The following is a 25,338-nucleotide window of genomic DNA, read 5'->3' as shown; positions in this document are numbered from 1 at the left end:
TCAACCGCCAAACAGCTCATTGAAGCGCTGCTTGAGCGCTTCTTCCTCGGACAGCGCTTGCTCGATATCGACCGGCATCAGCTGAATCGATTCGCGTTCGGGAAAGCCTTCCGGCGGAGCAACGTCCGGGTGCGCGGGCAGATAGCCCTGCTGGCTCACCAATTCCTGCCCGGCTTGGGAGAGCACGAAATCGACGAACTTCTGGGCAGCATCCGGGTGTTGGGCTTCCGCCATGATGGCGACGGGCTCGGTCACGGCGCTGACGCCTTCCTCAGGGAAGACGAACGCCACGGGGGAACCCTTGGCCGCTTCACGGATAGGCAGGAAATCCACCACGATGCCGTACGGCTTGGTGCCTGCTGCCACGGCGTTGAAGACGCCACCGTTACCGCTTTGGGCTTCCGTGCGGTTGGCGTGCAGGGCGTCGTAATACTCCAGGCCCAGCGACGTTTCACCGATGGCGGCCATGTGGATCAGCGCTGCGCCGGAGTAGAGGGGGCTGGGCATGGTGACCAGACCTTCGTACTCCGGGCCAATCAGGTCGGCCCAGCGTTGCGGCTGGTGCTCGGCACCCGTGTTGTAAACGATCCCGGTGGTAATGAGCTTGGTGCCGTAGAAGTAGCCGTCGGCGTCGTAGAGCGCCTCATCGTAGGCGTCGCGCTCGGGGCTCAGATAGGGTTGCAGATGGCCCTCCTGCTTCAGCGACTCCATGGTCATGCTGTCCGCGATCAGCAGCACGTCGGGGTTGCTCACCCCCGCGGCCAGCTCCGAACGCAGGCGAGTCATCAGGCGCGTCGTGCCGTCGCGCACCCACTCCACCTCGATCTCCGGATAGGCCGCCTGGAAGGCATCCACGGTTTGCTGGGCGTCGCTGTTGGGCTGGCTGGTATAGAGCACCAGCGTTTGGTTGGCCAACAGAGGCGTGGACAGGGCAAGGCTTGCAAGGGTCACGGCACGACACAACGAACGCTTCAACATCGGGGAAACCTCCTGTAGGTGAACAGTGATCACACTACTGTCATCGCCTTACAACATCGTGACACTAAGCTTTCGTTTGAAAGCGAATGACTTTCGCCGAGCAGAAAATGGTTTTCGTTTTGCTGGCGTCAACCTTGAAGGGAAAACCGGGAGGAAGCATGGACATCAATCAACGTCGGCGGGCGGTGCTGGCCTGCGTGCGGGACGAGGGGCGGCAAACCCTGGAAGCATTGGCGCGACGGTTTGGTGTCTCGGTGCAAACCGTGCGCAGCGACATACGCTCGTTGGCCGAGCAAGGGCTGCTGCTGCGCCGGCACGGTGAGGTGATGGCGTTTCCTGACCAGGAGAATGTCGGCTATGACCAGCGCCAGATCGTCAATCAGGCAGGCAAGCGGCACATTGCCCGTCAGGCAGCCTCGCTGATTGCCGATCACCAGTCGCTGTTTTTAGGCACCGGCACCACGGTGGAGCAGCTGGCCGATGCGCTGCACGGCAAGCAGGGCCTGCAGATCATGACCAACAACCTGCATGCGCTGATCAAACTGTGTGCCCTGGAGTGCGAGCTGGTCGTGGCGGGTGGTCGCGTGCGACGTCGCGACCAGGACGTGATAGGCGGTGATGCCTGGCGCTTCTTTCAGCGTTATCGGGTCGATGTGGGCATCGTCTCGGTGGGCGGGATGGATAGCCAGGGCCTGCTGTACGACTACAACGATGACGAAGTCATGGCCCGGGAGGCGCTGCTGGCCCACGCGGCGTACCGTATTCTGGTACTGGACAAGACCAAGTTCGACCTGCCGCTGCGCTGCGCCGCCGGATCGCTGGCCGACTATCATGCGGTGATCACCGACAGCCCCTTGCCCGACCGGCTCAGAAGCCCCCTGGCGGCCCAGGGGGTGAGATTTCTATGTTGAGCGTCAGTCGCGTTGCTGCTGCCGGTGGCTCAGGTAGATCAGGACGATCGCCACGAGCAACAGTGCCATGGCCAGGTAGCGTGAGCCATCCAGTTCACGCTGAGCGTTATCGAGCCAGCCAAAGTGGTCAATCAGCAGGCTCATCAGCAGCTGGCCCGAAATCACCGATACCGTGGCAGCAGCCGTCCCGACACGCGGTACTGCAAAGACGATGGCCAGCATGTAGACCACCCCGAAGAGCGCCCCGGTCAGTTGCCACTTGGGCACGCTCATGAGCGTTGCTTCCTGAGGGGGCTCGAAAAAGAGCACCAGCAAAAAGGTCAGTACGGCACCCACGGCGAACGTCAGCCAAGCGCTCTCCATGACGCCAGTATGAGCGCCCAGACGGCCATTGATGGAGGATTGGGCGGCCAGGACTGCACCGCCCGCCAGTAGCAGGGCAAAGACAATGGGTAATAGCATGGTGGGTCTCCTGTTACATCAACCAAAGGGCAGCAAGAATCATGGCCAGTGCCGCCAGGCGATAGCCATCGACGCGACGCCGTTCGCTACCCAGCCAGCCAAAGTGGTCAATGGCCAGGCTGGCCGCGACCTGGCCGCACAAGATACCCACCATGGTCATGCCCACACCCACCAGCGGCGTGGCGAGGGTCAACACAATGACGTAGATCGGCCCCAGCAAGCCGCCCGTCAATAGCCAGCGAGGCTGCTGAAACAGCGCACCCAGCTGGCGTTTGGGCGCGAATAGCAGCGCAAGCGACAGTAGCAGGGCACCTACCAGGAAGATGGAGAGCGTGGCAGAAAAGTACCCCACCTGTTCCCCCAGAGGCCCTAGCAGCCCTGCCTCCACCGATAACCCCATCCCGGCGATCAATACGCCGAGCAGTATCAACGCGTGTTGCATGTGTCGTTCCCCGATTCAGAAAGAGGCCGCACTCTAAAGAGACACGCTTGTTGCTACAATGCGTTAAACGGGCAAAGGACTATTGCATTTTGGACAACTCGATTCGCCTGCTGGCACTGCGGCTGTTTGTTCGCGTGGCTACCAGCGGCAGTTTTTCAGAGGCTGCACGCTACTATGGGTTGCCGACGTCCTCGGCGTCGCGGCATATCGCCAGTCTGGAGCAAGCGCTGGGCCAGCGTTTGCTTTATCGCCATACGCGAGCTGTCAAGCTGACGGAGGCAGGGGAACGTTACTTCCATGAAGTGCACGAGGCGCTGGCGCGACTGGAGCTTGCCACCGAGGAAGTCATGGGAGGGGCTCGGCACCCTCGCGGGGTGCTTCGAATCAATGCGCCCGTGGCGTTCGGTCGGCGCCATATCGCCCCCCATTTGGCCCGGTTTCAGCAGCGCTACCCTGAAATCGAAGTCGATTTGACGCTGGAAGATCGCTTCATCGATCCCGTGCAGGAGGGGGCCGATGTGGTCATTCGCGTGGGAGCCTTGGCAGACTCCAGCCTGGTGGCTCGTGGCATTGCTCGCCAGCGTTTCATCGTGTGTGCTGCGCCGAGTTATCTGGCGGAGAAGGGCGTGCCAACGACACCCCATGCGCTCGGAAAGCATAACTGCCTGCTTTACAAAGGCAGCAAAGGGACGCAGTCATGGCATTTTCGGGCGTTTGAAGAGGCGCGTGCGGTGCGCCATGTTTTGGCGGGAAATCTGGTGGCCAACAATGCCGAAAGCCTGGTGGAAGCGGCCATCGCCGGGCAGGGCGTGGTGATGTTTCCCTCGTGGCTGCTGTTTGAGCCACTGCGCCAGCAAACGCTGGTGCCTTTGCTGACGCAGTGGGAAGCCTCCGACGACGGTCATCTGGACAATATCTATGCGATTTATCCAGACAACCGTCTTCGCTCGTCAAAGGTCTCGGTGTTCATGACCCATCTGGAGCAGGTCATTGGGAGCCCGCCCTACTGGGATAGCATCAGCCCGCGTTGACGATGTTATTGACAAAGTTCAGCGGCTGGGGAGTATCGATCACCTCGGCCCACAGGTCGTACTCGTCGGCATGGGTGACGCGTGCTCTGACCAGGTCGCCGGCGCGCAGCGCATGGCGGCTTTCCAGATAGACCATGCCATCGATTTCCGGGGCGTCGGCTTCGCTGCGGCCAATGGCGCCTTCGTCGTCCACTTCGTCGACCAGCACTTCGATCTCACGGCCGATCTTGGCCTGCAGGCGAGCTGCCGAGATCTCCTGCTGGTGGGCCATGAAGCGCTCCCAACGGTCCTGCTTCACGTCATCGGGTACCTGCGCCAGGCCCAGCTCATTGGCGGGGGCACCTTCTACCGGGGAGTACTGGAAGCAGCCCACCCGATCCAGCTGCGCTTCGCTCAGCCAGTCCAGCAGGTACTGGAAATCTTCTTCGGTTTCACCGGGGAAGCCGACGATGAAGGTCGAGCGGATGGTCAGCTCGGGGCACTGCTCGCGCCAGCGTTTGATGCGCTCCAGTGTACGGTCTTCGAAGGCGGGGCGTTTCATCGCCTTGAGCACCTTGGGGCTGGCGTGCTGGAAAGGAATATCCAGGTACGGCAGGATCTTGCCCTCGGCCATCAGCGGAATCAGCTCATCCACATGAGGGTAAGGGTAGACGTAGTGCAGGCGCACGCGAATGCCCAGCTCGGACAGCGCATCGCACAGTTCGGTCAGGCGCGTTTTGACCTGGCGCCCGTGCCACTCGTTCTCCACGTAGCGCACATCGACGCCATAGGCGCTGGTGTCCTGGGAGATCACCAGCAGCTCTTTCACTCCGGCCCGCGCCAGGGCTTCGGCTTCGCGCAGTACCTCACCCACGGGGCGGCTGACCAGCTTGCCCCGCATGGAGGGAATGATGCAGAAGCTGCAGGTATGGTTGCAGCCTTCGGAAATCTTCAGGTAGGCATAGTGGCGCGGCGTCAGCTTGATGCCCTGGGCGGGCACCAGGTCGATGCGGTGGTCGTACTCGCTGACGAAGGGCACCGCGCTATGCACGGCGTTCACCACCTGCTCGTACTGCTGTGGGCCCGTCACCGCCAGAACGTTAGGATGCACGTCGCGAATCACGGACTCATCCACCCCCATGCAGCCAGTCACGATCACCTTGCCGTTTTCGGCAATGGCTTCGCCAATGGCGTCCAGGGACTCGGCCTTGGCGCTGTCGATGAAACCGCAGGTATTGACGACCACCACATCGGCATCGTCGTAGGTGGGTACGATCTCGTAACCATCGTTACGCAGCTGGGTCAGAATGCGTTCGGAATCGACCAGTGCCTTAGGGCAGCCTAGCGAAACAAAACCGACCTTGGGTGTGGACATAATGGGCCTCGAGGAAGAGAGCTGAGGGGCGATCACCTTGAGCAGAGGCCCCAAAAAGAACATGGCGAGAAGATAAGGGGCGGCATTTTAGCGCCCTTGACCAGCGGGGGGAACCTCTACGCGTTGGATTCGCCAACGTGTTCGGCAGGCGACGACGCCGTCAAGAGGTGGCAAACTAAATTGAAGGCTCGACAAGTGTATGAAACGAACGCCTAGCCGAAATGGCAACGATTGCCCTTGGGCAGCGCAAGAGCAAGGACAATGAAAAGTGATAGGTTGCTGAACGCCATCGAGCATGAGCTCAGACCACGCTGCCGCTTACGGTTCAGGCAGGAGTTAGAGGCGCTCTTCGAACAGGAAACGCACCAGACACGCCAACGCCATCTGGTGATCATGGGCCTGATCACCGCTCTTCTTTATGTCCTGTTCCTGATCAACGACTACAGCTTTCGACCCGAAGCGTTTCTGGCTTCCGTGATGATTCGCGGTGTCATCTTGCTACCCATGGCGCTGGCGATTTTCTGGTGGGTCTATCGTGGGGTGCCGCCATGGCTGCGTGAAACGCTGATGGCAGGACTGGTCGTGATGGCCATGATCGGCTCCAGCACCATTTTCTACATTTCCAGCTCGCCGCACTCTTATCTGGATGTCTTTTCGTTTGGTCTGATCCTGGTGGCTGGAAACATCGTTTTTTCGTTGCGTTTTCCTTATGCCTTGATGTCCACGGTGATCAGTATCGGGGTCATGAGTGTCTTCGTATTTTATTACGAGCCTATGCCAATCGAGGCCAAACGTTTGGCTATGTTTGCTATTCTGGTCAAGGCGGTGTTTACGTTGATGGCCAACTACCGCCTGGAGTACAGCGAACGAACCTCCTTTCTGCTGCTGATGCGTGAAAAAATTCAGGCAGGCCATATGCAGAGTGCCAATCACCAGTTGACGCGGCTCTCGGTGACCGACCCACTGACGGACATTGCCAACCGCCGCCAGTTCGATACCATTTTTCCCGCGCATTGGCAGGTGGCTCGGTTGGAGCAGAGTCATTTGGCCATCATGGTGATCGATATCGACCACTTCAAAGCCTACAACGACTATTACGGCCACCTGCAAGGAGACCTTTGCCTTCGTCAGGTGGCCGCCGCGTTACAAGCCAACAGCCGATCCGACGATCTGGTGGTGCGCTATGGCGGTGAGGAGTTCGTGATTCTGATGCCTCGCACCGAACCGCATACGGCGCATCAAACCGCAGAGCGTATTCGCGAGAGTGTCGAAGCGCTGGATATTGCCCATGGCGGGTGCGGTACTTCCTCCGTGGTGACGGTCAGTATTGGGGTGGCTGCCATGCAGCCGACCTTGGGGCAGGAAGACGCCATACTCTTCACGACCGCCGATCAGGCGCTTTACGAGGCCAAGCGCCAGGGGCGTAATCGCGTCTGCATGACGCCCCTGGCAGAAAGCTGACCGTCTAGAACGACGCCGCGCTGGCGAGTGGGCTGTGTACGGGCTTGCGCGACGGCAGTGCCAGCACGTTATCCTGGCGTGGCTGCGCGCCTTGCCGCATCGTCACCGGATGCTGGCGTTCGCCGATGGGCATGAACGCGTGGGCGCTGTGGGACAAGTGAGCCACTTCTCTGGAGAGGAGGTCGACGGCACTGATGTAGGCATCCATGCTGGTCGCGCTCTCCTGAGTGCCCTGGTCGATCTGGGCGATGGCCTGGCTGATCTGAGCGATGCCCTCGCTCTGTTCGCGGGCGGCGGCGCGGATCTCCTCCATCAGGTCGTTGACGTTGTGGCTCGCCTGACGAATGCGGCCCATGGCATCCCCGGCGGAGCCTGCCTTGTGCTGGCCTGCCTCGATGCGCTGGCGGGCCGTTTCGATCAGTGTCTGCACCTGATGGGCTGCCTCGGCTGATTGGCGGGCCAGGCGGCGTACTTCTTCGGCCACCACCGCAAAGCCTCGGCCATGTTCACCGGCCCGGGCAGCTTCGACGGAGGCGTTCAGCGCCAGAATATTGGTCTGGAAGGCAATATGGTCGATGGTCTTGACGATGCCTGCCATGTCTTGGGACGTGCTGGTAATGCCCTCCATGGCATCATCCAGTTCCTGCATGATGGCCACGGCCTTGTCCACTTCGCCCACGTTACCCACCGACGCCTGGCTGGCCAGTTGGGCATTCTCCGAACTTTGCCGCACGGTAGACGCGATCTGCTCGGCGCTGGCAGCCGTTTGCTGTACCGCAGAGGCCTGCTGATCCACTCGATGGCCCATGGCCTGGTTATGCCGCGACAGCTCCTCCACCGAGGGCATGACCTGGGCAATCCGCTGGTCCAGGTCGCCAATCAATGCATCCAGCGAGCGGCGCATGAAGTTCATGGTGGCCAGGGTGTTGTCCATGGCTTTGTTGCCCACGGTAGGAACCTGAGCGTTCAGGTCGCCCGCCGCGATTTGCAGTGCAAAGTCGTTGGCCTTGTGCAGGAAGCGGCGCAACCGGCGCGCCTGGCGCCACTGCAGCGCGCTCAGCAGCAGCCCGCTGGCCAGCACCATCATCACCAGCGGCAGGGTCACCGAGGTGGTCACGTGGCCCTTTAGCCACCAGGCGCATCCCGCCATCAGTAGCCCAGTGGTGAACAGCGTCATCAGAACGCCGGAAATGCTGGCCAGTCGCGGCGCCCACCAGGCGGCACTTGCCAAGCGCTTCAGCGGGTTACGCGCCATGATCTCACCGTGCTTGACCGTGTAGCGGCCCTGCTGCTCACGAATGTCCTGATAAATACGCTCCGCCTCGGCCACTTCTGCCTGTTCCGGTTTTACCCGAATGGACACGAATCCGGTGATTTGATTGTTTTCACGGATGGGCACCACGTTGGCACGCACCCAGTAGTGGTCACCGTTCTTGCGCCGGTTCTTGACCAGCCCGGTCCAGTACTGGCCCGCCTTGAGGTCGCTCCACATATCGGCAAACACCGGGGCAGGCATGTCAGGGTGGCGCACCATGTTGTGAGGCGAACCCACCAGCTCCTCATAGTCGAAGCCACTGATCTCGACAAAGCGATGGTTGGCATAGGCGATGTGGCTGCTTCGGTCGGTTTTGGAAATCAGCACATCATCATCGCGTAGAGGGTGTTCCACTTGGGTAACAGGGCCGTTGTTTTTCATGATGGAGTACCTGTGGGAGGAATACCTGATTGGGTTGGTCAGGTATTACTATAAATCTGCTACAAGAGTTATCCAGAGACGTTGCATTGTTTAACATTTTCCTGGCTGGACAGTCGGTCATGGCAAGAAGCCGCCATGAATTTGACAACCACCGCGCGGTATGACAAACACAGAACCATTTCAGGTGAGGGATTGAACGTGGCAGACGAGCAAAGCTATCAGGCGTTGGCAGTGGACACCCTTGGCCAGCGGCTGGGGGGAGTAGAAGCGGTCGCCCGCCGCGTGGGCGGCGACCCGGCACAGTGGCAGATCCGTGAAGTGGGCGATGGCAACCTCAATCTGGTATTCATCGTCACCGGCAGCACCGGTAGCGTGGTGGTCAAGCAGGCGCTGCCCTACGTGCGCATGGTCGGTGAGAGCTGGCCGCTGCCGCTCTATCGCGCTCATTTCGAATACTACGCGCTGGTGCGCCAAGCCACGCGTGCGCCTGGCGTGGCCCCAGAGGTGTACCATTTCGACAAGCCCCAGGCGCTGATCGTGATGGAGTACCTTCACCCGCACGTGATTTTGCGGCGCAAGCTGATCAGCGGCGAGCGGGTGGCTCGGCTAGGGGAGGCCATCGGTGAATTCTGCGCCCGCACGGCGTTTCGCGGCTCGGAGCTTTCCATGGCCAGCCCAGAGAAAAAAGCCGATGTGGGCCTGTTCTCGGGCAATGTCGCGATCCCCGCGATTACCGAATCACTGGTGTTCACCGATCCCTACTACGGCGCCGAGATGAACCGCCACACGCCCGAGCTCTCGCCCGTGGTGGACGCACTACGCCGCAACGCGCCATTGAAAGCCAAGGTGCAGCGGCTGTTGATGAAGTTCACCGCCAACACCGAAACCATGCTCCACGGTGATTTGCACTCCGGCTCCATCATGGCCACCGACACCAGCGTGCGGGTCATCGACCCCGAGTTTTCCCAGTATGGCCCCTTGGCGTTCGACCTGGGCATGGCCGTGGCCAACTTCTTCATGGCCTACTTCAGCCAGCCAGCCCACCGCCAGGCAGACGAGCTGGAAGCGTATCAAGCCTGGATTCTCTCGGTGATCAGCGACTGTTTTACCCGCTTCGATGAGGAGTTTCGCCACCTCTGGCAAACCGAGCGGACCGGTATTCTGTTCCCCAGGTCGCTATTCGAAGAGCAGGGCAACAGCGCCGACGACGCCTGCGATGCCCTGCTGGATGAGATTCGTGAAGATGCGCTGGCCTACTGCGGCATCGAAATGCATCGCCGCGTACTGTCGCTGGCCCACAACGCCGATTTCGAAGAGATCGAAGACACCGCCTTGCGAGCTGAGTTGGAAGCACGCAACGTGCTGATGGGCCAAACGCTGATCATGGAACCGCAAGCCTACCGAGACCTCGACGCGCTGACGGAACTCGCCAAAACGTTCAATCAGAAAACGGTGTTGTAAGCGTCTTTCCATTGATTCAGTGGCACCTTCGGCACCGCTGTGCGGTGCTTCGCGGGTGCGCTATCGCTTACGCCGCGCTACGGGTGCCCATCTTGAGCTTGGCGAAGCCCCGTAGTGCGGCGTAACGAATCTTGCTCGGCACGAGCAAATGAGGCACCCGCGGGGGCGGCGGTAGCCGCCTGGGTGGGCCGCTGCGGAGGATCAACGCTCGGTGGCATCTTCGGCACCGCTGTGCGGTGCTTCGCGGGTGCGCTGTCGCTTACACCGCGCTACGGGTGCCCCTCTTGAGCTTGGATAAGTCCCGTAGTGCGGCGTAACGCATCTTGCTCGGCACGAGCAAATGAGGCACCCGCGGGGGCGGCGGTAGCCGCCTGGATAGGCCAGAGTGAATGATCAACGCTCGGTGGCACCTTCGGCACCGCTGTGCGGTGCTTCGCGGGTGCGCTATCGCTTACACCGCGCTACGGGTGCCCATCTTGAGTTTGGCGAAGCCCCGTAGCGCGGCGTAACGAATCTTGCTCGGCACGAGCAAATGAGGCACCCGCAGGGGCGGCGGTAGCCGCCTGGGTGGGGCTGCTGTGGAGGATCAACTCTCAGTGGCATCTTCGGCACCGCTGTGCGGTGCTTCGCGGGTGCGCTCCGCTTACGCCGCGCTACGGCTTACCCTTCACCCTTCATCGCTCAAAGCTGATCTAAACGATCGAATTTTCCGGCGATGTCGCTTTCGGTCCAGTGGGGGACCCAGCCTTCCACGTTGTCGAAGAAGCGCAGCGCGGTGAATGCCGGCTCGGGGCCCATGTCGAACCAGTGCGGGGTGTTGGCGGGCACGCTGATCAGGTCGTTGCGGGTGCAGAGCACTTGGTAGACTTTGTCGTCGATGTGCAGGCAGAACAGCCCCTGGCCTTTGACGAAGAAGCGAACTTCGTCTTCATGGTGGCGGTGCTCGTTCAGGAACTTCTGGCGCATCGCTTCCTTGTCCGGGTGGGTGGGCACCATGTGCAGCACGTCGACGGTCTGGTAGCCACCCTTGGCTTTGACCCGGTCGATATCTTCCTGATAGAGCGCCAGGATCTCTTCCTGGGTGGCATCGTCGGCAATCTCGCCCGGCGCTGCCCAGCGTTCGAACAGAACGCCCACGCGGTTCAGTTCGGCGGCGATTTGCGCGCCGTCTGTGGTATCCAGAAGCGCATCGTTAGGGTTTTGATCGGCAAAGACTTTCAGTTGTGACATCAATGACTCCTGAAATAAATGGTCAACCGTTGCCGCTAGACGGCAATCTCGTCGAAGCGTGCGACGCAGGCGTGGTGTGTTCCCGGCTGGGTGCCTTCACGTACCAGCTGCCGGGTTTGCATACCTGCCTGTTCAGCGGCATCCAGCTCTTCGACGACATCTGACAAGAACAGCACCGATGCGGGCGGCAGGTCAAGGGTGTCGAGGATACGCTGATAAGAGGCGGCTTCGCGCTTATGGCCAACATGGGTGTCGAAGTAGCCGCTGAACAGCGGGGTCAAATCCCCCTCGTCACTGTAGCCAAACAGCAGCTTCTGCGCCTGCACCGAGCCGGACGAATACACGTACAGCGCCTTGCCCTCTGCCTGCCACTGGCGCAGCGCCGGAGCCACATCGGCGTATAAGTGGCCGGTGAAGTCGCCACGCTGGTAGCCGTCGGCCCATACCATGCCCTGCAGGGCTTTCAGCGGCGTCACTTTCTGGTCGGTATCGATCCAGTGCAGCAGCGTCGCAATCACCGCTTCCAGCGTGGCCTCAGGGGCCTGCATGTCGCTGCGCACGGCGTCGATTTGCTCGGTCACGGCAGGCGTGGCTGCGTTCTCGCGCAGAAAATCAGGCAGCTTGGCGTAGGCGTAGGGAAACAGCACTTTATGAACGAAATTGATATCGGTGGTGGTGCCTTCGATATCGGTCACGATAGCGCGAACGGTTGATTGGCTCATTGGGACCACCGGCTCTCTTCCAGTACACAGGCAAGTAAGAATTCGATGGCTTCCAGGTGGCGGCGGCAGCTGGAAATGCTGTCGCCCACGGCGTAGATGCCGTGTCCCGCCACGAGAAAGCCCCAGGGCATTGGCCAGCCCTGGCGAACGTGCCTGGCCAGCTCCTCCATGTCCTGGGAGTTGGGCACCACCGGCAGGCGAATCGTTGCATCATGCGTCGCGTTACCCGCCAACGCCTTTTGCATCTCGAAACCGCTCAGTTCGATGCCGTCGGGAAAGCGTCGCGACAGCACGGTGCTGGCCACGGTGTGGGTGTGCAGAACGCAGTGAATGTTCGGGTCTAGCCGGTACAGCGCGGCATGCAGGTCGCTTTCGGCGCTGGGTTTGCCGCTACCTTCCAGCACGCGGCCTTCCAGGTCGCAGAGCAGCAGGTCATCGGCCTGGATGCGGGTTTTATCCCGCCCGGACGCCGTGACCCAGTAACCAGCCTCGGTACGCGCGGAAAAATTGCCGCCGGTGGCGGGGGTCCAGCCTTGCTGCGCTGCCCAGGCAATGGCGTCCAGCAGTTCGGTGTGTAAGGTAGTCATAAGGCCTGCATCGTCTCATCCAATGGGCATCATTCTATATGATAAGCTTCGCGCCTGATAAGCCGCGCGCCGAGTTCACCGGTTCAAGACCTCAAGGAGCCCTTCATGGTTACGTTACAGTCACGCAGTTTACGAGTGCATGCCGACGCCCTCGAATACCTGGACCAGACCCGGCTCCCCCAGGCCGAAGAGTGGGTGCGCTGCGACTCTCCCGAGGCGTGGCAGCACGCCGTCAAGCATCTTGCCATTCGCGGGGCGCCGTTGATTGGCTTGAGCGCGGCGTTCGTACTGGCCCAGTACGCGGCTCGCCATCCGCAAAGTGAGTGGCAGTGGGTGAGTGATCGCTTACGTGCGACGCGCCCCACGGCGGTGAACCTGATGTACTGCCTGGATGCTATGGAAGCTTGCTTTGCCCAAGGCGCGGACGCCCTGGCCGAGCGTGCCAAAGCGCTGTTCGAAGAGGACCGCGCGCTGTGCCAGCGCATGGCCGAACGGGGCGCTGACCTGTTGGCCTCCGGCGACCGGGTGCTGACCCACTGCAACACCGGCGCGCTGGCCACGGCGGGCGTAGGCACCGCGATTGGCGCGCTGGCCATCGCCAAACAGCGTGGCGTGGAGCTGCAGGTCTACGTGGATGAGACCCGCCCGCTGCTCCAGGGCGGCCGTTTGACCGCCTGGGAAATGGCCGATTTAGGCATTCCCTACCAGCTGATCACCGACAGCATGGCGGCCAGCCTGATGGCGGCGGGCAAGGTGGATAAAGTGATGGTGGGGGCGGATCGCATCTGCGCCAACGGCGACTTTGCCAACAAAGTGGGCACTTACATGCTGGCGGTGGCGGCACACTACCATCAGGTGCCGTTCTACGTGGTGGCCCCTTACACCACGGTCGACCCCGCCTGCGCGACCGGCGCGGCGATTCCCATCGAGCAGCGCGATGGCGCGGAGGTGCGCGGTGCCGCCGGCGCGTTTGGCGAGGTGGTATGGGCGCCCAGCGATGCACCGGTGTGGAACCCGGCGTTTGATGTGACCCCGGCCTCACTGGTCACCGCCTGGATTCTGGATACCGGCGTGTTCGACGCCGCCGCCATTGCCCAGGGCGAGCATCTGCGAGGATGGCGTTAACGTTCCGGCAGGCTCATTCCAGCAGCGTCAGCTCGTACACATGGCGAATTCGCTGGCCGTCCCAATCGTACCCGAGATGACGGCCTTGCCGAGTGGCGGAGAGTACCGGGGGCCTTAGCACGGCCGCGCACTGGCCGCCGGGGTCGCGAACGCTGGGGTACACGATGCCATCTGCCTGTTGATCCCAGGCGTTTCTACCCAGAGCTTGCCCGGCAGACCAGCTACCTGGGGCGAGCAGGGGCGCTGCGTCGCGGTGGCCCCGCAAGTCAATCAGTTGGCCCATCACATCAGAGAGATACACGCGCTGCTGCAGCATCATGGGCGGCTCGTTGGACTCTCCCATGAAGCGCTCTGCGTGGTACAGGGTTTCCGCAATGGCGGTGGCTTCGGTGAGTGCGCAGTAGTAGGCACCAAAGGTGCCATCGCTGAACCGTGAACCGGAGGCAGAGAAATGGCAAAACGCCGCCATGACGGGAGACCAGCCTGGCCCATAACGGCGGTCGCCGTCGCGCACCAGATGAATCGCGCCCGCCTCTTCACGAAGCCTGGCAGAGGTCTCGCCTTCCAGTTCGTTGAGCAAATCCCAGTCGTCCGTGTGGCTGTTGACGCCTTCGAACAGGTCGATCGGTGGGAAACGTGAAGGGATGACGCGGTAGCTTGGCCGCCATGTGACGTTGCTGAGCGGGAAGTTCATACATGGCCCCCTCCACGTGCGGCATCCAGGTGCTGGCGAACGACATAGAGGTCGGAAACGTGACCACTCAGCAGGCGCTCCATGGGCGTGTGGCCAGCAAACAGGGGATTGCTGTTGGCTCGTTTTAGCCAGCTATCGGCGGCCTCCTGGTTGGGGAGCAGGATATGCAGCGCCTTGTAGATGCCCAGAATCAGCGACATGCGCTCAAGATGGTTGGCATCCAGGCGGGCTTGCTCGGGGGCTTGCTTCCAGCGTCGGTAAGTCGAGTCGGGCACGCCGAGTAACAAGGCGGCTTCGCTCTCTTTCAGGCCCCAGCGGCGGGATATGTTGGGATACGTGCGCATGGCAGCAGCTCCCATGTCGCGGCGCTTGGTAGCGGTGTTGTGCTGAATGGCCATATCGCGTCTCCTCTCTTGTATAGAGAGTACACCAATTGAGCGGTTTTATAAAAAAACGCTCAACTGGTGGCTGCTAGCGTCGGGCAGCCATGGAAGCCCGCACGCAATGCAGTATCGGATAATCCACACGCCCCTCCAGCGCCTCGAACACCACTTTCAGCCCCTGGCCTGGAAACTTCTCGAAGGCGGCGTGAATCTGCGCCAGGGTCGCCGGGTCCAGGTTGACCACCTCTTCCAGGGCCAGTTCGCCGCCTTGAATGGCATCGCTCAAATGGCGGTAGACCGTGCTGGCGGCCAGCCCGCGCTGCTCGGCGACTTGTTCGGGGGTTAGCCCCTGGCGCAGCAGCGTGGCGGATTCCATGGCGCTATTGCCGATGTCGGTGGGTGTTTCGGGTTCATTGGGGTGCGCCAGTACCACCGCCAGAAATCCTTCGCCGTAATCGGCCAGCTTGCGCGCGCCGATGCCCGAGATGGCGCCCAGCGCCTGCAGCGTTTGCGGTTTTTGCGCTACCAGCTCGGCCAGGGTGGCGTCGTTGAAGATCACGTAGGCGGGTACGCCCTGGGCATCGGCAAGCGCTTTGCGATGCTGGCGCAGCGCTTCCCACAGTACGCCGTGGCCCTTGGCGGCGGATGACCCTTTGGCTCCGCGCCGCGCAGGCTTGCTGGGTTTGCGCAGGGTGAGACTTTGCTCACCGCGCAGTATGGGCCTGGCGTTGGCGGTGAGCTTGATCGCGCCATGGCCCTCCATGTCCACGCTTAGATAGCCGCTGGCGATCAGTTGACGAAACAGCGCTTTCCACTCACTGGCGGTGAGCTCCTGGCCGATGCCGAAGGTGCTCAGGCTGTCGTGGCCAAAGCGGCTGATACGCTCGTTGCGCTTGCCGAGCAGCACATCCACCAGATAAGTGACGCCAAAGCGCTGTTCGGTGCGGTAGACACACGACAGCGCCTTCTGCGCGGCCACGGTGGCCTCCCAGGTGTCAGGCGGGGTGAGGCAGTTATCGCAGTTGCCGCAGGGTTCGTCTAGCGAATCGCCAAAGTAGTGGAGCAGCGCCTGACGGCGGCAGCTGATGATCTCGCAGAGCCCCAGCATGGCATCGAGCTTCTGTTGTTCGATGCGCTTCTGCTGGTCGGCGGCACTGGAGTCCTGCTGCATCTGGCGCAGGGTGATCACGTCCTGAAGGCCGTAGGCCATCCAGGCATCGGCGGGCAGCCCGTCGCGTCCGGCGCGGCCGGTCTCCTGGTAGTAGGCTTCGATGCTTTTGGGCAGATTGAGGTGCGCCACGAAACGCACGTCGGGTTTGTCGATGCCCATGCCGAAGGCAATGGTGGCGACGATCACCACGCCATCTTCGCGCAGAAAACGGGTTTGATGCTGCTGGCGCTGCTCGGCGGGCAGCCCGGCATGGTAGGGCAGCGCGGTGAGCCCCTGACGCGCCAGCCAGGCGGCGGTTTCTTCCACCTTGCGGCGAGAGAGGCAGTAGACGATGCCCGCTTCGCCGTCGTGGTGCTCGCGTATGAAACTCAGCAGCTGCTCTTTGGCATTGCCCTGATTTTCTGCGATGTGGTAGCGAATATTGGGGCGGTCGAAGCCGTTGTTGTAGAGCGCGGCTTCCTGAAGCTGAAGATGCTCCATGATGTCGTGCCGGGTGGGCACGTCGGCGGTGGCGGTGAGCGCGATGCGCGGCACGTCGGGAAAGCGCTGATGCAGGTGGGAGAGCTGGCGATACTCGGGGCGGAAATCGTGCCCCCACTGGGAAACGCAGTGGGCCTCGTCAATGGCGAACAGCGCAATACGCGTCTGTTCCAGCAGCATCTGCATGCGCGCCGTGGCCAGCCGCTCGGGCGCGATGTAGAGCAGGTCCAGCTCGCCTGCGCGCAGGCGGTTCTCCACCTCCATCGCCTCATGCATCTCAAGGCTGGAGTTGAGGTAGGCGGCGCGCACCCCGTTCTGGATCAGCGCGGCCACCTGGTCCTGCATCAGCGCGATGAGCGGCGAGACCACGATGGCGGTGCCAGAGCGCAGCAGCGCCGGGATCTGATAGCACAGCGATTTGCCGCCGCCGGTGGGCATCAGCACCAGCGCGTCTCCGCCGCCCGTCACGTGCTCGATGATGGCCTGCTGGGGGCCACGAAAGCGCTCAAAGCCAAAAACTTCTTGCAGTACCTTGAGGGCTGCCGGGTCGCCGTGCATCGCTGCTCTCCTTGTCGTGTGCGTGAAGGAGAATTGTCGCACGAAAACCCGAGTGAGTTGGGTTAGCGAATCCCCGCACGTAAAAACGACTGCACGAACTGGCGCTGGAACAGCAGAAAAGCCACCAGCAGCGGCGCAATACTCAGCAGCGTGGCAGCGCTGACGGTGGCCCAGTTGACGCCGGTTTCTGGCGCGGAGAACACGCCCAATCCTACCGTCAGCGGGCGGCTCTCCACGGAGTTGGTCACCACCAGTGGCCACAGGAAGTTGTTCCAGTGGTGGCTGATCGACACCAGCCCGTAGGCCAGATAGGTGGGCTTGGCCAGCGGCACGTAGACCTTCCACAGGATTTCCAGCCAGCCACAGCCCTCGATACGGGCGGCGTCCTCCAGCTCTCGGGGGATGGTCTTGAAGGTCTGACGCAGCAGGAAAATGCCGAAGGCGCTGGCCACGTAGGGCAGGCCAATGCCGGTGATGGTATTGATCAGCCCCAGCTCGCTGGCGATACGGTAGTTTTCGACGATCAGCACTTCGGGAAACACGAACAGCTGAATCAGTACCAGCATGAACAGCAGATTCTTGCCGGGGATCGGAAAGCGGGCAAAGGCAAAGGCGGCCAGCGTGCAGACCACGAACTGGGCCAGTACCACGCCGGTCACCAGCGCGAAGGTGTTCAGGTAGTAACGCGCAAAGGGGGCCTGGGCCCAGGCGTTCGTGAAGTTGTCCAGCGTCAAAGGCGCCAGCAGATCGAAACGTACCATGTAGGCGGGCGGGTGAATCGCGGCCCACACCGCGTAAAGCAGCGGAAAGATCCAGATCACGGCCAGCAGCCAGGCCGCCAGGGTTTCCAGGCGGGGCAGCGCCAGGGTGCGCCGTGGCGACACCGGAAAAGAGAAGGTACTCATTGGTAGTGCGTCCTGCGGTCCAGAATCGTGAACTTCAGCGTGGCCACCACCGCCAACACCAGCAGAATGACCACGGTGATGGTGGCCGCCATGGTGCGGTCGAAGAACGAAAAGGCGTTCTCGTAGACGTAATAAAGCAGCAGGTTGGTGGCGTTATTGGGCCCGCCCTTGGTCAGAATGAACAGGTGGTCGACCACCCGCACCGCATTGATCAGCGCGTTGATCAGTACGAACAGCGTGGTGGGCATCAGCAGGGGAAACGTCACTCGCCAAAAGAAGCTCCAGCGGCTCGTTCCTTCCAGGTCAGCGGCTTCCTTGAGCTCCGGGGGGATGGCCTGTAGCGCGGCCAGGTAGAAGATCATGAAAAAGCCCGCTTCTTTCCACACCGACATGACGATGACCGACCCCAGTGCCACGCCGGGGTCGCCCAGCCAGTTCACCCCGGCAAATCCCAGGGCGCCGAGCAGCTTGTTGAATAGCCCTATCTGCGGGGCGTAGAAAAACATCCAGATATTGGCGGCGGCGATCATGGGCAGAATGGTGGGCGTGAAATAGGCCATGCGTACCAGCCCGCGCCCGGGCAGGCGGGCATTGACCAGCAGCGCCATGCCCAGTGCCAGCGCCGTGGAAGTGGGAACCGTGCCCAGCGCGTACAGCAGGTTGTTGCGGGCGACTTTCCAGAACGTCGGGTCGTCCATCAGCACGCGATAGTTGTCGAGCCCGACGAAGGCGGCGGGCTCGCCGCGAAAGCCGGGCAGAAAAAGGCTGTTGATCACGGTGGTGACCGTGGGCAAGTAGGCAAACGCAGTGAGCAGCAGTGCCGCGGGCAGAAGCAGCAGGGCGCCGTAAAGCTGCATCGTTCGATGGGCGTTCAGGTTCATGGGGCCGCCGTGATGAGAAAAAGCCGGGGCGAACCCCGGCGAGCATGGAAACGTCCGCCTATCGGCGCTTACCGGGCATAGCGGCGCAGCGCCGCATCGGCCTCACGCTGGGCCTGGCTCAGCGCGTCGGCAGGGCTCATTTGCCCTGTCAGTGCGGCTTGCACGGCGTTATCCAGGGCTCGGCGCACGCGGCCACCCTGGTAGGTAGAGAGTTCGGCAGTGCCGTGTTCGAGCTGGTCCCGAGCCACGGCGGCAGGGGCGAACTCTTCCACGTAATGCTGCAATGCTTCGGTGTCATAGGCGGCGGGGCTGACGCCCATGTAGCCGGTTTCGATGGACCAGGCGGCGGCACGCTCGGGGGCGGTCATCCAGCGGATGAAGGTCATCGCTGCGCGCTGCTCCTCTTCACTGGCATCCTCGAAGATGTAGAAGTTGCCGCCACCGGTGGGGCTGCCGCGCTGGGTCTTCATGGGCAGCATGGCGACGCCAAACTCGAAATTGGCCTCGTTGCGTACCGCGGTCAGGTTACCCGTGGTGTGCCACATCATGGCGGTGGACTGCTCGAGGAAGTTCTGGCGCAGGGTACCCCACTCGATGGTGCCACTGGGCATGGCGTCATGCTCGGTGGCCAGCGACACCCAGTATTCGAGGGCTTCGATGGCGGCCGGGTCGTCAAAATAGACCTCGGTGCCATCGTCGTTCATCAGGCGATGGCCGTTCTGGAAGGCAAAGGCCTGGAACATCCAGTAGGGGTAGCCGGTGGATGGCACCATCACGCCCCACTGCTCACCGTTCGAGGCTTCGCGTACGGCGGCGGCCATCTCGGCCATCTCTTCCCAGTTTTCCGGCGGCGTTTCCGGGTCCAGGCCAGCGGCTGCAAAGGCGTCCTTGTTCCAGAACAGCACGATGGTGGAGCGCTGGAAGGGAATGCCGTAGGTCTTGCCATCCAACTGACCGTTTTCCATCAGGCCGGGGTAGAAGCCATCCAGCCACGCTTGCTCTTCCTCGGTGTCGATGAGGTCATCAAAGGCCACGATGGCGTTCTGCTCGATCAGCTCGTACAGGTCGATGGAGAACAGCACCGAGAGCTGAGGCGCATCCCCTGCTTCCATGGCGGACATGGCGCGCACGCGGGTGTCGTCGTAGTTGCCCGCGTAGATGGCTTCCACGTTGATATCTGGATATTCGCTTTCGAATTCAGCCACCAGGCCATCGATCACGTCGGTCAGTGCGCCCCCCACCGACACCGGGTAGTACATCGTCAAATCGATGGTATCCGCCTGAACCTGAGCGGCGCCCAGTACGCTGGCAAGCAGGGCGCCGGACATCAAGGGATGAGAAACTCGCATGGCTGACTCCTCAAAGAGTGGGTGATGTCGCAAGGGTTGTGGGGTGGTGAGCAAACTCAGTGCTGAAAAGAGCCCACCGTCGGCGGGCGCGGAATGGTGCGATACGGCGTGAGTTCCAGCGCCGACAGGTCGTCCCGGCGTGTGCCGGAGGGGTCGAACAGGTGGGCCTTGTCTGCCGACCAGAACAGTCGGCAGGGCTGGCCCGTCAGGCTGTGTTTGCCGCCTAGCCGCACACGCAGGGTGTGCTGCCCGACGCTCACATGGGCAATGGTGTCGGCGCCCAGATACTCTTCGCTTTCCACCTGGCCGGGCAGGCCAGCCGCCGAGGCCCCGCGCAGTTCGATATCCTCGGGGCGAATGCCCAACTGGCCGCCTGCCGCGGGCAATGGGGCAACGGGGGTGGTGGGTTCGCCTTCGATCACCGCTCCCTGTGCCCCGGCCACCAGCGGCAGCAGGTTCATGGCCGGGCTGCCGATGAAGCTGGCCGCGAAGGCGCTGGCGGGCTGGTTATAAAGCTCGTCGGGTGTGCCGTCCTGCACGATATGTCCTTGTTGCATCAAGATCACACGGTCTCCCATGCTCATGGCCTCTACCTGGTCGTGAGTGACGTAAACCACCGTCATATCGAGTCGTGATTGCAGGGCTTTGATCTCCCTGCGCATATCGCTGCGCAGCCGCGCATCCAGGTTGGACAGCGGCTCGTCCATCAAACAGATGGGGTGTTCGGAAATGATGGCGCGCGCCAACGCCACCCGCTGGCGCTGACCGCCGGAAAGCTGTGCCGGTTTGCGGTGCAGGTAATCCGTCAGGTCCACCAGCTCGGCCACCTGGGCCAGGCGCTGCTGCCGTTCTGCCTTCGCTACCTTGCGGCTGCGCAGGCCAAAGACGATGTTGTCGGCCACGCTCAAGTGCGGAAATAGCGCATAGGACTGAAACACCATGCTCAGACCACGGTCGCCGGGCGGCAGGTGGGTCACGTCCCGTTCGCCGATATGGATGCGACCGCTACTGGCGTCGTCCAGCCCCGCCAGCATGCGCAGGGTGGTGGATTTTCCACAGCCTGACGGCCCCAGCAGAATGACGAACTGCCCGGGCTGAATATCGAAGGAAATGTCGTTGACTGCCGTGGTCGCGCCCCAGTGCTTGGAGACGCCTGCCAGGCGAATGCGCGATTGGTTCATGGCTCTCATCCGTCATGCGTGGCGACGATCTAGAGTGAGAGCAAGGTGTTGCGTTTGTATGACGCCTGGATGTCAGGTTGATGTCGTGAGGCGGTCAGGGGGTGATCTTGATGCCGTAACGCTGCAGGCGGCGCACGACGCTGGATTGGCTGATGCCCAAACGCTTGGCGATGGCATACGTGCTGGGCAGGGTGCTGCACAGTTGGCCCAAGGTCTCGCGCTCGATGCGCGCCAGGTACTCCTTCAGGCTTTCGTCCTGTTGCAGGGACGCCGCTGGGGACGTCAGCCACGCAGTGGGCAGCGGTGTTTCGGGTGGCTCAGAGGCCGAAGGTGCCGCGGGCGCTTCGATCTGGTCGCCGGGGCTTGAAAGCCAGGCTCTTTCCAGCCAGTTTTCCAGCTCCCGCACGTTGCCGGGCCAGTCGCTGCCCATCAGCGTCGACCAGGCCGGGTTACTGATGATTTTTTGGCGGCCATAGCGGTGGTTCAGCCGAGTCAGGCAGGCTTCCACCAGCACGGGAATATCTTCGCGGCGCTCGCGCAGCGGGGGCAGCGTGATGGGGATGACGTTCAGACGATAGTAGAGGTCCAGCCTGAACAGGCCGGTTTCGACCCGTTTGGCCAAGTCCTGATTGGTCGCCACGACCAGCCGGAAGTTGACGCGACGAGCCCGCGTGTCGCCCAACCGGGTCAGGCTGCCATCCTGAATCACTTTCAGCAGTTTGGTCTGCATCAGCAGCGGCAGCTCGCCAATTTCATCCAGAAAGAGCGTGCCCCCTTCGGCCTGCTCCAGCAGTCCGGCCTTGCCTTGCCGCGCGGCACCGCTGAAGGCGCCGGGCTGGTAGCCGAACATTTCCGACTCGAACAGGTTTTCCGGGATCGCCGCGCAGTTGACCTCGATGAACGGGCCATGATGGCGCTCGCTCCAGCGGTGGAGCTGCTTGGCAAAGGCCGTCTTGCCCACGCCAGACTCCCCCAGCATCAGCACGTTGGCATCCGATGGTGCCACGCGCTTGAGCAACAGGGCGATTTCCCGCATCACATGGCTTCTGACCTGAAGGTGGTCCAGCGCAGCATCCAGCGCTTGCTCTTCGGCATCGGGGGCGGCCTGGCTGCGCTTCAAGTGTTCACTAAAACGTTTTTGCAGCAGAGCGTATTCGTCCTGCAGCAGCTGAAGGTCGGTCAAATCCCGTGAGCGGCTGACAATGCGCTCCAGCTTGCCGTTGACGAACACGGGGTAGGCTTCGGCAATGACGCGGCGGCCCGTGCCGGTGATTTGCATTAGCTGAGCGGGCTGGCGAGTGCGGATGACTTCCATGGTGATGGACGGTTTCAGAACACCGGCGGCCTGGAGCTGTTGAACGCTGCTGGAAAGCAGCTCCTCCCGTGATACGCCGTATACCGCCTCGGCGCCGGGGCTGATATCCATAATCTGACCGTCGCCGCTGACGATAAAGAAGTGGTCATTGGCGGTTTCCACGATGGTTTGCAGTACGCGCCTGTCGATTTCACTCATGCATCCCTCCTTATTTACTGCAGCCGCTTTTATATCGTTGGATGAACAGGGCAATGCAAATATGACTCATTGATTCATTTTTGCATCGTTTCATTAGCGTTGCGATTCATTTTTGCATCGATGGGGCGGTAAACCTCCCTATTTATCAGCGCAGGTGACTTGGCATGGTCTGTGCAGTGGTCTGTGTATTGATCTGTGCATCAACGATGCATGAGCGATATGAGCTGGATAAATCGCTGAAGCGCCAGGCCCGTCAGGCTGGCCACAATAAATCCAAGGAGAGAACGATGTCGGAATTCAATCAGCCGCTGGGCGGCAACACCATGCCGCGCTTTGCAGGCCCTGCCACCATGATGCGCCTGCCCACGCAACAGAGCGCAGCAGGGTTGGACGCGGCGTTCATCGGCATTCCCATGGATATCGGCACCTCAAATCGCCCGGGTACCCGCCTGGGGCCACGCCAGATTCGCGATGAGTCGCGCATGTTGCGCCCCTACAACATGGCCACGGGGGCGGCTCCCTTCGAGCGGCTTCAGGTCGCCGATATCGGTGACGTGCCCATCAACACCTTTCACCTGCCGAAAAGCGTCGACATCATCACCGCCTTCTACGACGACGTACTGAAGCACGACTGCATTCCTCTGACGCTGGGGGGCGAGCACACGCTGACGCTGCCGATTCTACGCGCCATGGCCAAAAAGCACGGTCCGGTGGGCTTGATTCATATCGATGCCCATGCGGATGTGAACGAGCACATGTTCGGTGAGCCCATTGCCCATGGCACGCCGTTCCGCCGCGCCCAGGAGGAAGGGCTGCTGGCTCATAACAAGGTCGTGCAAATCGGCCTGCGTGGAACCGGCTATGCCCCGGAAGATTTCGACTGGTGCCGCAAGCAGGGTTTCCGCGTAGTGCCCGCCGAAGAGTGCTGGTACCGCTCGCTGGCGCCACTGATGGCCGAAGTGCGTGAGCAAATGGGCGATACCCCGGTGTACATCAGTTTCGACATCGATGGTCTGGACCCTTCGGTCGCCCCCGGTACCGGCACGGTGGAAATGGGAGGGCTGACCTCTGCCCAAGGGCTGGAAATCGTGCGCGGTGCCGCTGGCTTGAACATCGTGGGCGGGGACCTGGTCGAGGTGTCGCCGCCGTACGACCCCAGCGGCAACACGGCGCTGATGGGCGCTACGCTGCTGTATGAAATGCTTTGCGTACTGCCCGCAGCGCAACGCCGCCCGTAAGCGCTGCCTGCAAAAGTGCCTTGCACCAAGCGCCGACCTGACAAGGCGCGGATGACAATACACAGGAAGGGGAGCGGTGCTCCCCTTCAGGACGCCGCCAGCCCACCTCCAATAATCACATCCAATAGGTGAACCGTATGTCATACTCTAAAGCGACGCCGGAAGCATCCGCTTCGTCCACGTCGATACCCCGCGCGCATCTGCTGAAGTTTCTGATTCCTTCGCTGATCGGCGTGCTGCTGTTTCTGATCCCTTTTCAGTTTGGTGAGACCGTCAATATCGGCATGGGGCTGATGGCCGATGGCCTGCAGACCCTGCTGGGTGGGGCGCTGCCTGCCATTGCGCTAGGCGTGCTGTGCGTTTCCGTGATGGTGACGCTGTACGTCAAGCTGGCAAAGCCCGCCTGGGCACGGCAAGGCCACTTCAAGGAGATGTTCGATGTGGGCCCCGTATGGATTGCCATGCGCGTTCTGGGGGCCGTCTTCGTCATCATGACCTTTTTTCAGGTCGGCCCTGAGTTCGTGACGGCGTCCTTTACCGGCGGCGTAATGCTGAACGATCTGGCACCGGTGCTGCTGACGTTCTTCTTTTTCGCTGCGCTGCTGCTGCCGTTTCTGGTCGAGTTTGGTTTCATGGAGTTCATTGGCACCATGGTGCGCAAGCCGTTTCGCGTCATCTTCAACCTGCCGGGTCGCAGTGCCATCGATGCTACCGCTTCCTGGATGGGTTCGGGCACGGTGGGCGTGCTGATCACCTCGCAGCAGTACGAACAGGGCTTTTACAACGGCCGTGAAGCCTCGGTCATTGCCACCAACTTTTCGGTAGCGTCGATTGCGTTCAGTCTGCTGGTGGTCAATTTCGTCAATCTCAATCACCTGTTCATACCCTTCTACTTTACCGTCGTCGTATCCGGGTTGATCGCGGCGGTGATCGTGTCGCGTATCCCGCCGCTGTCGCGTAAATCCGATGACTACCACGAACCGGTGGGCTGCCAGCTGAGCGAAGAGCGCACTGACAACGTGGGGTTGCTGCGTTACAGCCTGCTGCAGGCCACCCGTCGTGCGGCGGGCGCACCCGGGCCAAAAGCGCTGGCCCGGCTGGCGCTGCTCAACGTCATCGACATCTTCCTGACGCTGCTGCCGCTGGTATTCGCGATTGGCACCGTGGCGCTGATTCTGGCCGAGTTCACGCCGCTGTTTACCTGGCTCTCGTACCCCATGGTGCCGGTGCTGGAGCTGCTGCGCATTCCTGAAGCCCAGGCGGCTGCACCTGCCACGCTGGTAGGCTTCGCGGACATGTTCCTGCCTGCGGTGCTGGCTACCAACATCGAAAGCGAGCTGACCCGCTTCGTGATTGCCTGCCTTTCCATGACCCAGTTGGTCTATATGTCCGAGATCGGTGCGCTGCTGCTCAAGTCGAAGATTCCCATCAAGTTCTGGGAACTGGCCGTGGTGTTCCTGCTGCGTACGGCCATTACGCTGCCGATCATTGCCTTCATGGCCCACACGTTTTTCTTCTAAGGGGC

The 25,338-nt window shown here is 61.7% G+C and carries 23 protein-coding genes; 7 read left to right on the top strand and 16 right to left on the bottom strand.

Going from position 1 to position 25,338, the window contains the following annotated elements; translation table 11 throughout:
* Positions 1-978, bottom strand: coding sequence for an ABC transporter substrate-binding protein (locus IE061_RS08875; protein ID WP_193461438.1), 978 nt, complete (start codon positions 976-978; stop codon positions 1-3).
* A gap of 158 nt (positions 979-1,136) precedes the next feature.
* Between IE061_RS08875 and IE061_RS08870 the strand changes: the two genes are divergently transcribed.
* On the top strand, positions 1,137-1,889 hold the full coding sequence (locus IE061_RS08870; RefSeq protein WP_193461437.1) for a DeoR/GlpR family DNA-binding transcription regulator: 753 nt from the start codon (positions 1,137-1,139) through the stop codon (positions 1,887-1,889).
* Positions 1,890-1,892: 3 nt separating this feature from the next.
* Here IE061_RS08870 and IE061_RS08865 read toward each other — a convergent pair whose 3' ends face one another.
* Both IE061_RS08865 and IE061_RS08860 read right to left on the bottom strand, forming a co-directional pair.
* Entirely contained in the window at positions 1,893-2,351 is a 459-nt protein-coding gene (locus IE061_RS08865) for a DMT family transporter (RefSeq protein ID WP_039175164.1), read from the bottom strand.
* Between the two features lie 13 nt (positions 2,352-2,364).
* Entirely contained in the window at positions 2,365-2,793 is a 429-nt protein-coding gene (locus IE061_RS08860) for a DMT family transporter (RefSeq protein WP_039175165.1), read from the bottom strand.
* Between the two features lie 89 nt (positions 2,794-2,882).
* On the opposite strand from IE061_RS08860, the gene IE061_RS08855 reads away from it, so the two are divergent.
* Positions 2,883-3,824, top strand: a complete 942-nt coding sequence (locus IE061_RS08855) for a LysR family transcriptional regulator (protein WP_189463473.1) — start codon at positions 2,883-2,885, stop codon at positions 3,822-3,824.
* Here the strand turns inward: IE061_RS08855 and rimO are convergent.
* A complete protein-coding gene (gene rimO / locus IE061_RS08850) occupies positions 3,811-5,178 on the bottom strand; it encodes a 30S ribosomal protein S12 methylthiotransferase RimO (protein ID WP_193461436.1) in 1,368 nt (455 codons plus the stop codon). The two genes, IE061_RS08855 and rimO, sit on opposite strands and share 14 nt — an antisense overlap.
* A gap of 261 nt (positions 5,179-5,439) precedes the next feature.
* Here rimO and IE061_RS08845 point away from each other — a divergent pair, with 261 nt between their 5' ends.
* Positions 5,440-6,639 (top strand): GGDEF domain-containing protein, encoded by a 1,200-nt coding sequence (locus IE061_RS08845; protein WP_193461435.1) that lies wholly within the window; start codon positions 5,440-5,442, stop codon positions 6,637-6,639.
* A gap of 4 nt (positions 6,640-6,643) precedes the next feature.
* On the opposite strand, the gene IE061_RS08840 is transcribed toward IE061_RS08845, so the two are convergent.
* Positions 6,644-8,335: a methyl-accepting chemotaxis protein gene (locus IE061_RS08840; RefSeq protein WP_193461434.1), complete on the bottom strand. Its 1,692-nt coding sequence runs from the start codon at positions 8,333-8,335 to the stop codon at positions 6,644-6,646.
* Positions 8,336-8,533: 198 nt separating this feature from the next.
* Between IE061_RS08840 and mtnK the strand changes: the two genes are divergently transcribed.
* On the top strand, positions 8,534-9,796 hold the full coding sequence (mtnK, locus tag IE061_RS08835; protein ID WP_193461433.1) for an S-methyl-5-thioribose kinase: 1,263 nt from the start codon (positions 8,534-8,536) through the stop codon (positions 9,794-9,796).
* A gap of 681 nt (positions 9,797-10,477) precedes the next feature.
* Here mtnK and IE061_RS08830 read toward each other — a convergent pair.
* The 3 genes from IE061_RS08830 to mtnB are packed head-to-tail and all read right to left on the bottom strand — an operon-like array spanning position 10,478 to position 12,335.
* Positions 10,478-11,026 (bottom strand): 1,2-dihydroxy-3-keto-5-methylthiopentene dioxygenase, encoded by a 549-nt coding sequence (locus tag IE061_RS08830; protein ID WP_193461432.1) that lies wholly within the window; start codon positions 11,024-11,026, stop codon positions 10,478-10,480.
* Between the two features lie 35 nt (positions 11,027-11,061).
* The gene (gene mtnC, locus IE061_RS08825) at positions 11,062-11,748 is read right to left on the bottom strand and encodes an acireductone synthase (protein ID WP_144980655.1); all 687 of its coding nucleotides are present in this window, start codon (positions 11,746-11,748) and stop codon (positions 11,062-11,064) included.
* Positions 11,745-12,335: a methylthioribulose 1-phosphate dehydratase gene (gene mtnB, locus IE061_RS08820; RefSeq protein WP_193461431.1), complete on the bottom strand. Its 591-nt coding sequence runs from the start codon at positions 12,333-12,335 to the stop codon at positions 11,745-11,747. Before mtnB ends, mtnC begins: the two co-directional genes overlap by 4 nt.
* A 105-nt stretch (positions 12,336-12,440) precedes the next feature.
* On the opposite strand from mtnB, the gene mtnA reads away from it, so the two are divergent.
* Positions 12,441-13,460, top strand: a complete 1,020-nt coding sequence (mtnA, locus tag IE061_RS08815; RefSeq protein WP_193461430.1) for an S-methyl-5-thioribose-1-phosphate isomerase — start codon at positions 12,441-12,443, stop codon at positions 13,458-13,460.
* Positions 13,461-13,473: 13 nt separating this feature from the next.
* Here the strand turns inward: mtnA and IE061_RS08810 are convergent, their stop codons facing one another.
* The 8 genes from IE061_RS08810 to IE061_RS08775 form a co-directional block, all read right to left on the bottom strand.
* Positions 13,474-14,154, bottom strand: coding sequence for an RES family NAD+ phosphorylase (locus IE061_RS08810; RefSeq protein WP_193461429.1), 681 nt, complete (start codon positions 14,152-14,154; stop codon positions 13,474-13,476).
* Positions 14,151-14,552 (bottom strand): MbcA/ParS/Xre antitoxin family protein, encoded by a 402-nt coding sequence (locus IE061_RS08805; RefSeq protein WP_096922051.1) that lies wholly within the window; start codon positions 14,550-14,552, stop codon positions 14,151-14,153. The genes IE061_RS08810 and IE061_RS08805 overlap by 4 nt, the downstream gene beginning before the upstream one ends.
* 73 nt (positions 14,553-14,625) lie before the next feature.
* Entirely contained in the window at positions 14,626-16,746 is a 2,121-nt protein-coding gene (gene recQ, locus IE061_RS08800) for a DNA helicase RecQ (protein ID WP_193461428.1), read from the bottom strand.
* A 62-nt stretch (positions 16,747-16,808) separates the two neighbouring features.
* Positions 16,809-17,651 (bottom strand): carbohydrate ABC transporter permease, encoded by an 843-nt coding sequence (locus IE061_RS08795; RefSeq protein ID WP_144980640.1) that lies wholly within the window; start codon positions 17,649-17,651, stop codon positions 16,809-16,811.
* Complete coding sequence (locus IE061_RS08790; protein ID WP_039175176.1) at positions 17,648-18,532, bottom strand: carbohydrate ABC transporter permease; 885 nt, start codon at positions 18,530-18,532, stop codon at positions 17,648-17,650. The genes IE061_RS08795 and IE061_RS08790 overlap by 4 nt, the downstream gene beginning before the upstream one ends.
* A 68-nt stretch (positions 18,533-18,600) precedes the next feature.
* On the bottom strand, positions 18,601-19,881 hold the full coding sequence (locus tag IE061_RS08785) for an ABC transporter substrate-binding protein (protein ID WP_039175177.1): 1,281 nt from the start codon (positions 19,879-19,881) through the stop codon (positions 18,601-18,603).
* A 56-nt stretch (positions 19,882-19,937) separates the two neighbouring features.
* Complete coding sequence (locus tag IE061_RS08780; protein ID WP_081194779.1) at positions 19,938-21,062, bottom strand: ABC transporter ATP-binding protein; 1,125 nt, start codon at positions 21,060-21,062, stop codon at positions 19,938-19,940.
* Positions 21,063-21,156: 94 nt separating this feature from the next.
* Positions 21,157-22,575, bottom strand: a complete 1,419-nt coding sequence (locus IE061_RS08775; protein ID WP_193461427.1) for a sigma-54 interaction domain-containing protein — start codon at positions 22,573-22,575, stop codon at positions 21,157-21,159.
* 287 nt (positions 22,576-22,862) lie between these two features.
* Between IE061_RS08775 and speB the strand changes: the two genes are divergently transcribed.
* On the top strand, positions 22,863-23,813 hold the full coding sequence (gene speB / locus IE061_RS08770) for an agmatinase (RefSeq protein ID WP_193461426.1): 951 nt from the start codon (positions 22,863-22,865) through the stop codon (positions 23,811-23,813).
* A gap of 137 nt (positions 23,814-23,950) precedes the next feature.
* Positions 23,951-25,333 (top strand): YjiH family protein, encoded by a 1,383-nt coding sequence (locus tag IE061_RS08765; protein WP_039175181.1) that lies wholly within the window; start codon positions 23,951-23,953, stop codon positions 25,331-25,333.
* Positions 25,334-25,338: the final 5 nt, after the last annotated feature.

The sequence above is a fragment of the Vreelandella hamiltonii genome (assembly GCF_014651795.1).
Taxonomy (GTDB): Bacteria; Pseudomonadota; Gammaproteobacteria; order Pseudomonadales; family Halomonadaceae; genus Vreelandella; species Vreelandella hamiltonii.
This window is presented reverse-complemented; position numbering and strand designations above follow the sequence as displayed.

What these genes read in the sequence shown, in the direction of transcription:
- IE061_RS08875 (WP_193461438.1), bottom strand. Translation starts at nt 978, where the DNA reads ATGTTGAAGCGTTCGTTGTGTCGTGCCGTGACCCTTGCAAGCCTTGCC.
- IE061_RS08870 (WP_193461437.1), top strand. Translation starts at nt 1,137, where the DNA reads ATGGACATCAATCAACGTCGGCGGGCGGTGCTGGCCTGCGTGCGGGAC.
- IE061_RS08865 (WP_039175164.1), bottom strand. Translation starts at nt 2,351, where the DNA reads ATGCTATTACCCATTGTCTTTGCCCTGCTACTGGCGGGCGGTGCAGTC.
- IE061_RS08860 (WP_039175165.1), bottom strand. Translation starts at nt 2,793, where the DNA reads ATGCAACACGCGTTGATACTGCTCGGCGTATTGATCGCCGGGATGGGG.
- rimO (WP_193461436.1), bottom strand. Translation starts at nt 5,178, where the DNA reads ATGTCCACACCCAAGGTCGGTTTTGTTTCGCTAGGCTGCCCTAAGGCA.
- IE061_RS08845 (WP_193461435.1), top strand. Translation starts at nt 5,440, where the DNA reads ATGAAAAGTGATAGGTTGCTGAACGCCATCGAGCATGAGCTCAGACCA.
- IE061_RS08840 (WP_193461434.1), bottom strand. Translation starts at nt 8,335, where the DNA reads ATGAAAAACAACGGCCCTGTTACCCAAGTGGAACACCCTCTACGCGAT.
- IE061_RS08830 (WP_193461432.1), bottom strand. Translation starts at nt 11,026, where the DNA reads ATGTCACAACTGAAAGTCTTTGCCGATCAAAACCCTAACGATGCGCTT.
- mtnC (WP_144980655.1), bottom strand. Translation starts at nt 11,748, where the DNA reads ATGAGCCAATCAACCGTTCGCGCTATCGTGACCGATATCGAAGGCACC.
- mtnB (WP_193461431.1), bottom strand. Translation starts at nt 12,335, where the DNA reads ATGACTACCTTACACACCGAACTGCTGGACGCCATTGCCTGGGCAGCG.
- mtnA (WP_193461430.1), top strand. Translation starts at nt 12,441, where the DNA reads ATGGTTACGTTACAGTCACGCAGTTTACGAGTGCATGCCGACGCCCTC.
- IE061_RS08810 (WP_193461429.1), bottom strand. Translation starts at nt 14,154, where the DNA reads ATGAACTTCCCGCTCAGCAACGTCACATGGCGGCCAAGCTACCGCGTC.
- IE061_RS08805 (WP_096922051.1), bottom strand. Translation starts at nt 14,552, where the DNA reads ATGGCCATTCAGCACAACACCGCTACCAAGCGCCGCGACATGGGAGCT.
- recQ (WP_193461428.1), bottom strand. Translation starts at nt 16,746, where the DNA reads ATGCACGGCGACCCGGCAGCCCTCAAGGTACTGCAAGAAGTTTTTGGC.
- IE061_RS08795 (WP_144980640.1), bottom strand. Translation starts at nt 17,651, where the DNA reads ATGAGTACCTTCTCTTTTCCGGTGTCGCCACGGCGCACCCTGGCGCTG.
- IE061_RS08790 (WP_039175176.1), bottom strand. Translation starts at nt 18,532, where the DNA reads ATGAACCTGAACGCCCATCGAACGATGCAGCTTTACGGCGCCCTGCTG.
- IE061_RS08785 (WP_039175177.1), bottom strand. Translation starts at nt 19,881, where the DNA reads ATGCGAGTTTCTCATCCCTTGATGTCCGGCGCCCTGCTTGCCAGCGTA.
- IE061_RS08780 (WP_081194779.1), bottom strand. Translation starts at nt 21,062, where the DNA reads ATGAACCAATCGCGCATTCGCCTGGCAGGCGTCTCCAAGCACTGGGGC.
- IE061_RS08775 (WP_193461427.1), bottom strand. Translation starts at nt 22,575, where the DNA reads ATGAGTGAAATCGACAGGCGCGTACTGCAAACCATCGTGGAAACCGCC.
- speB (WP_193461426.1), top strand. Translation starts at nt 22,863, where the DNA reads ATGTCGGAATTCAATCAGCCGCTGGGCGGCAACACCATGCCGCGCTTT.
- IE061_RS08765 (WP_039175181.1), top strand. Translation starts at nt 23,951, where the DNA reads ATGTCATACTCTAAAGCGACGCCGGAAGCATCCGCTTCGTCCACGTCG.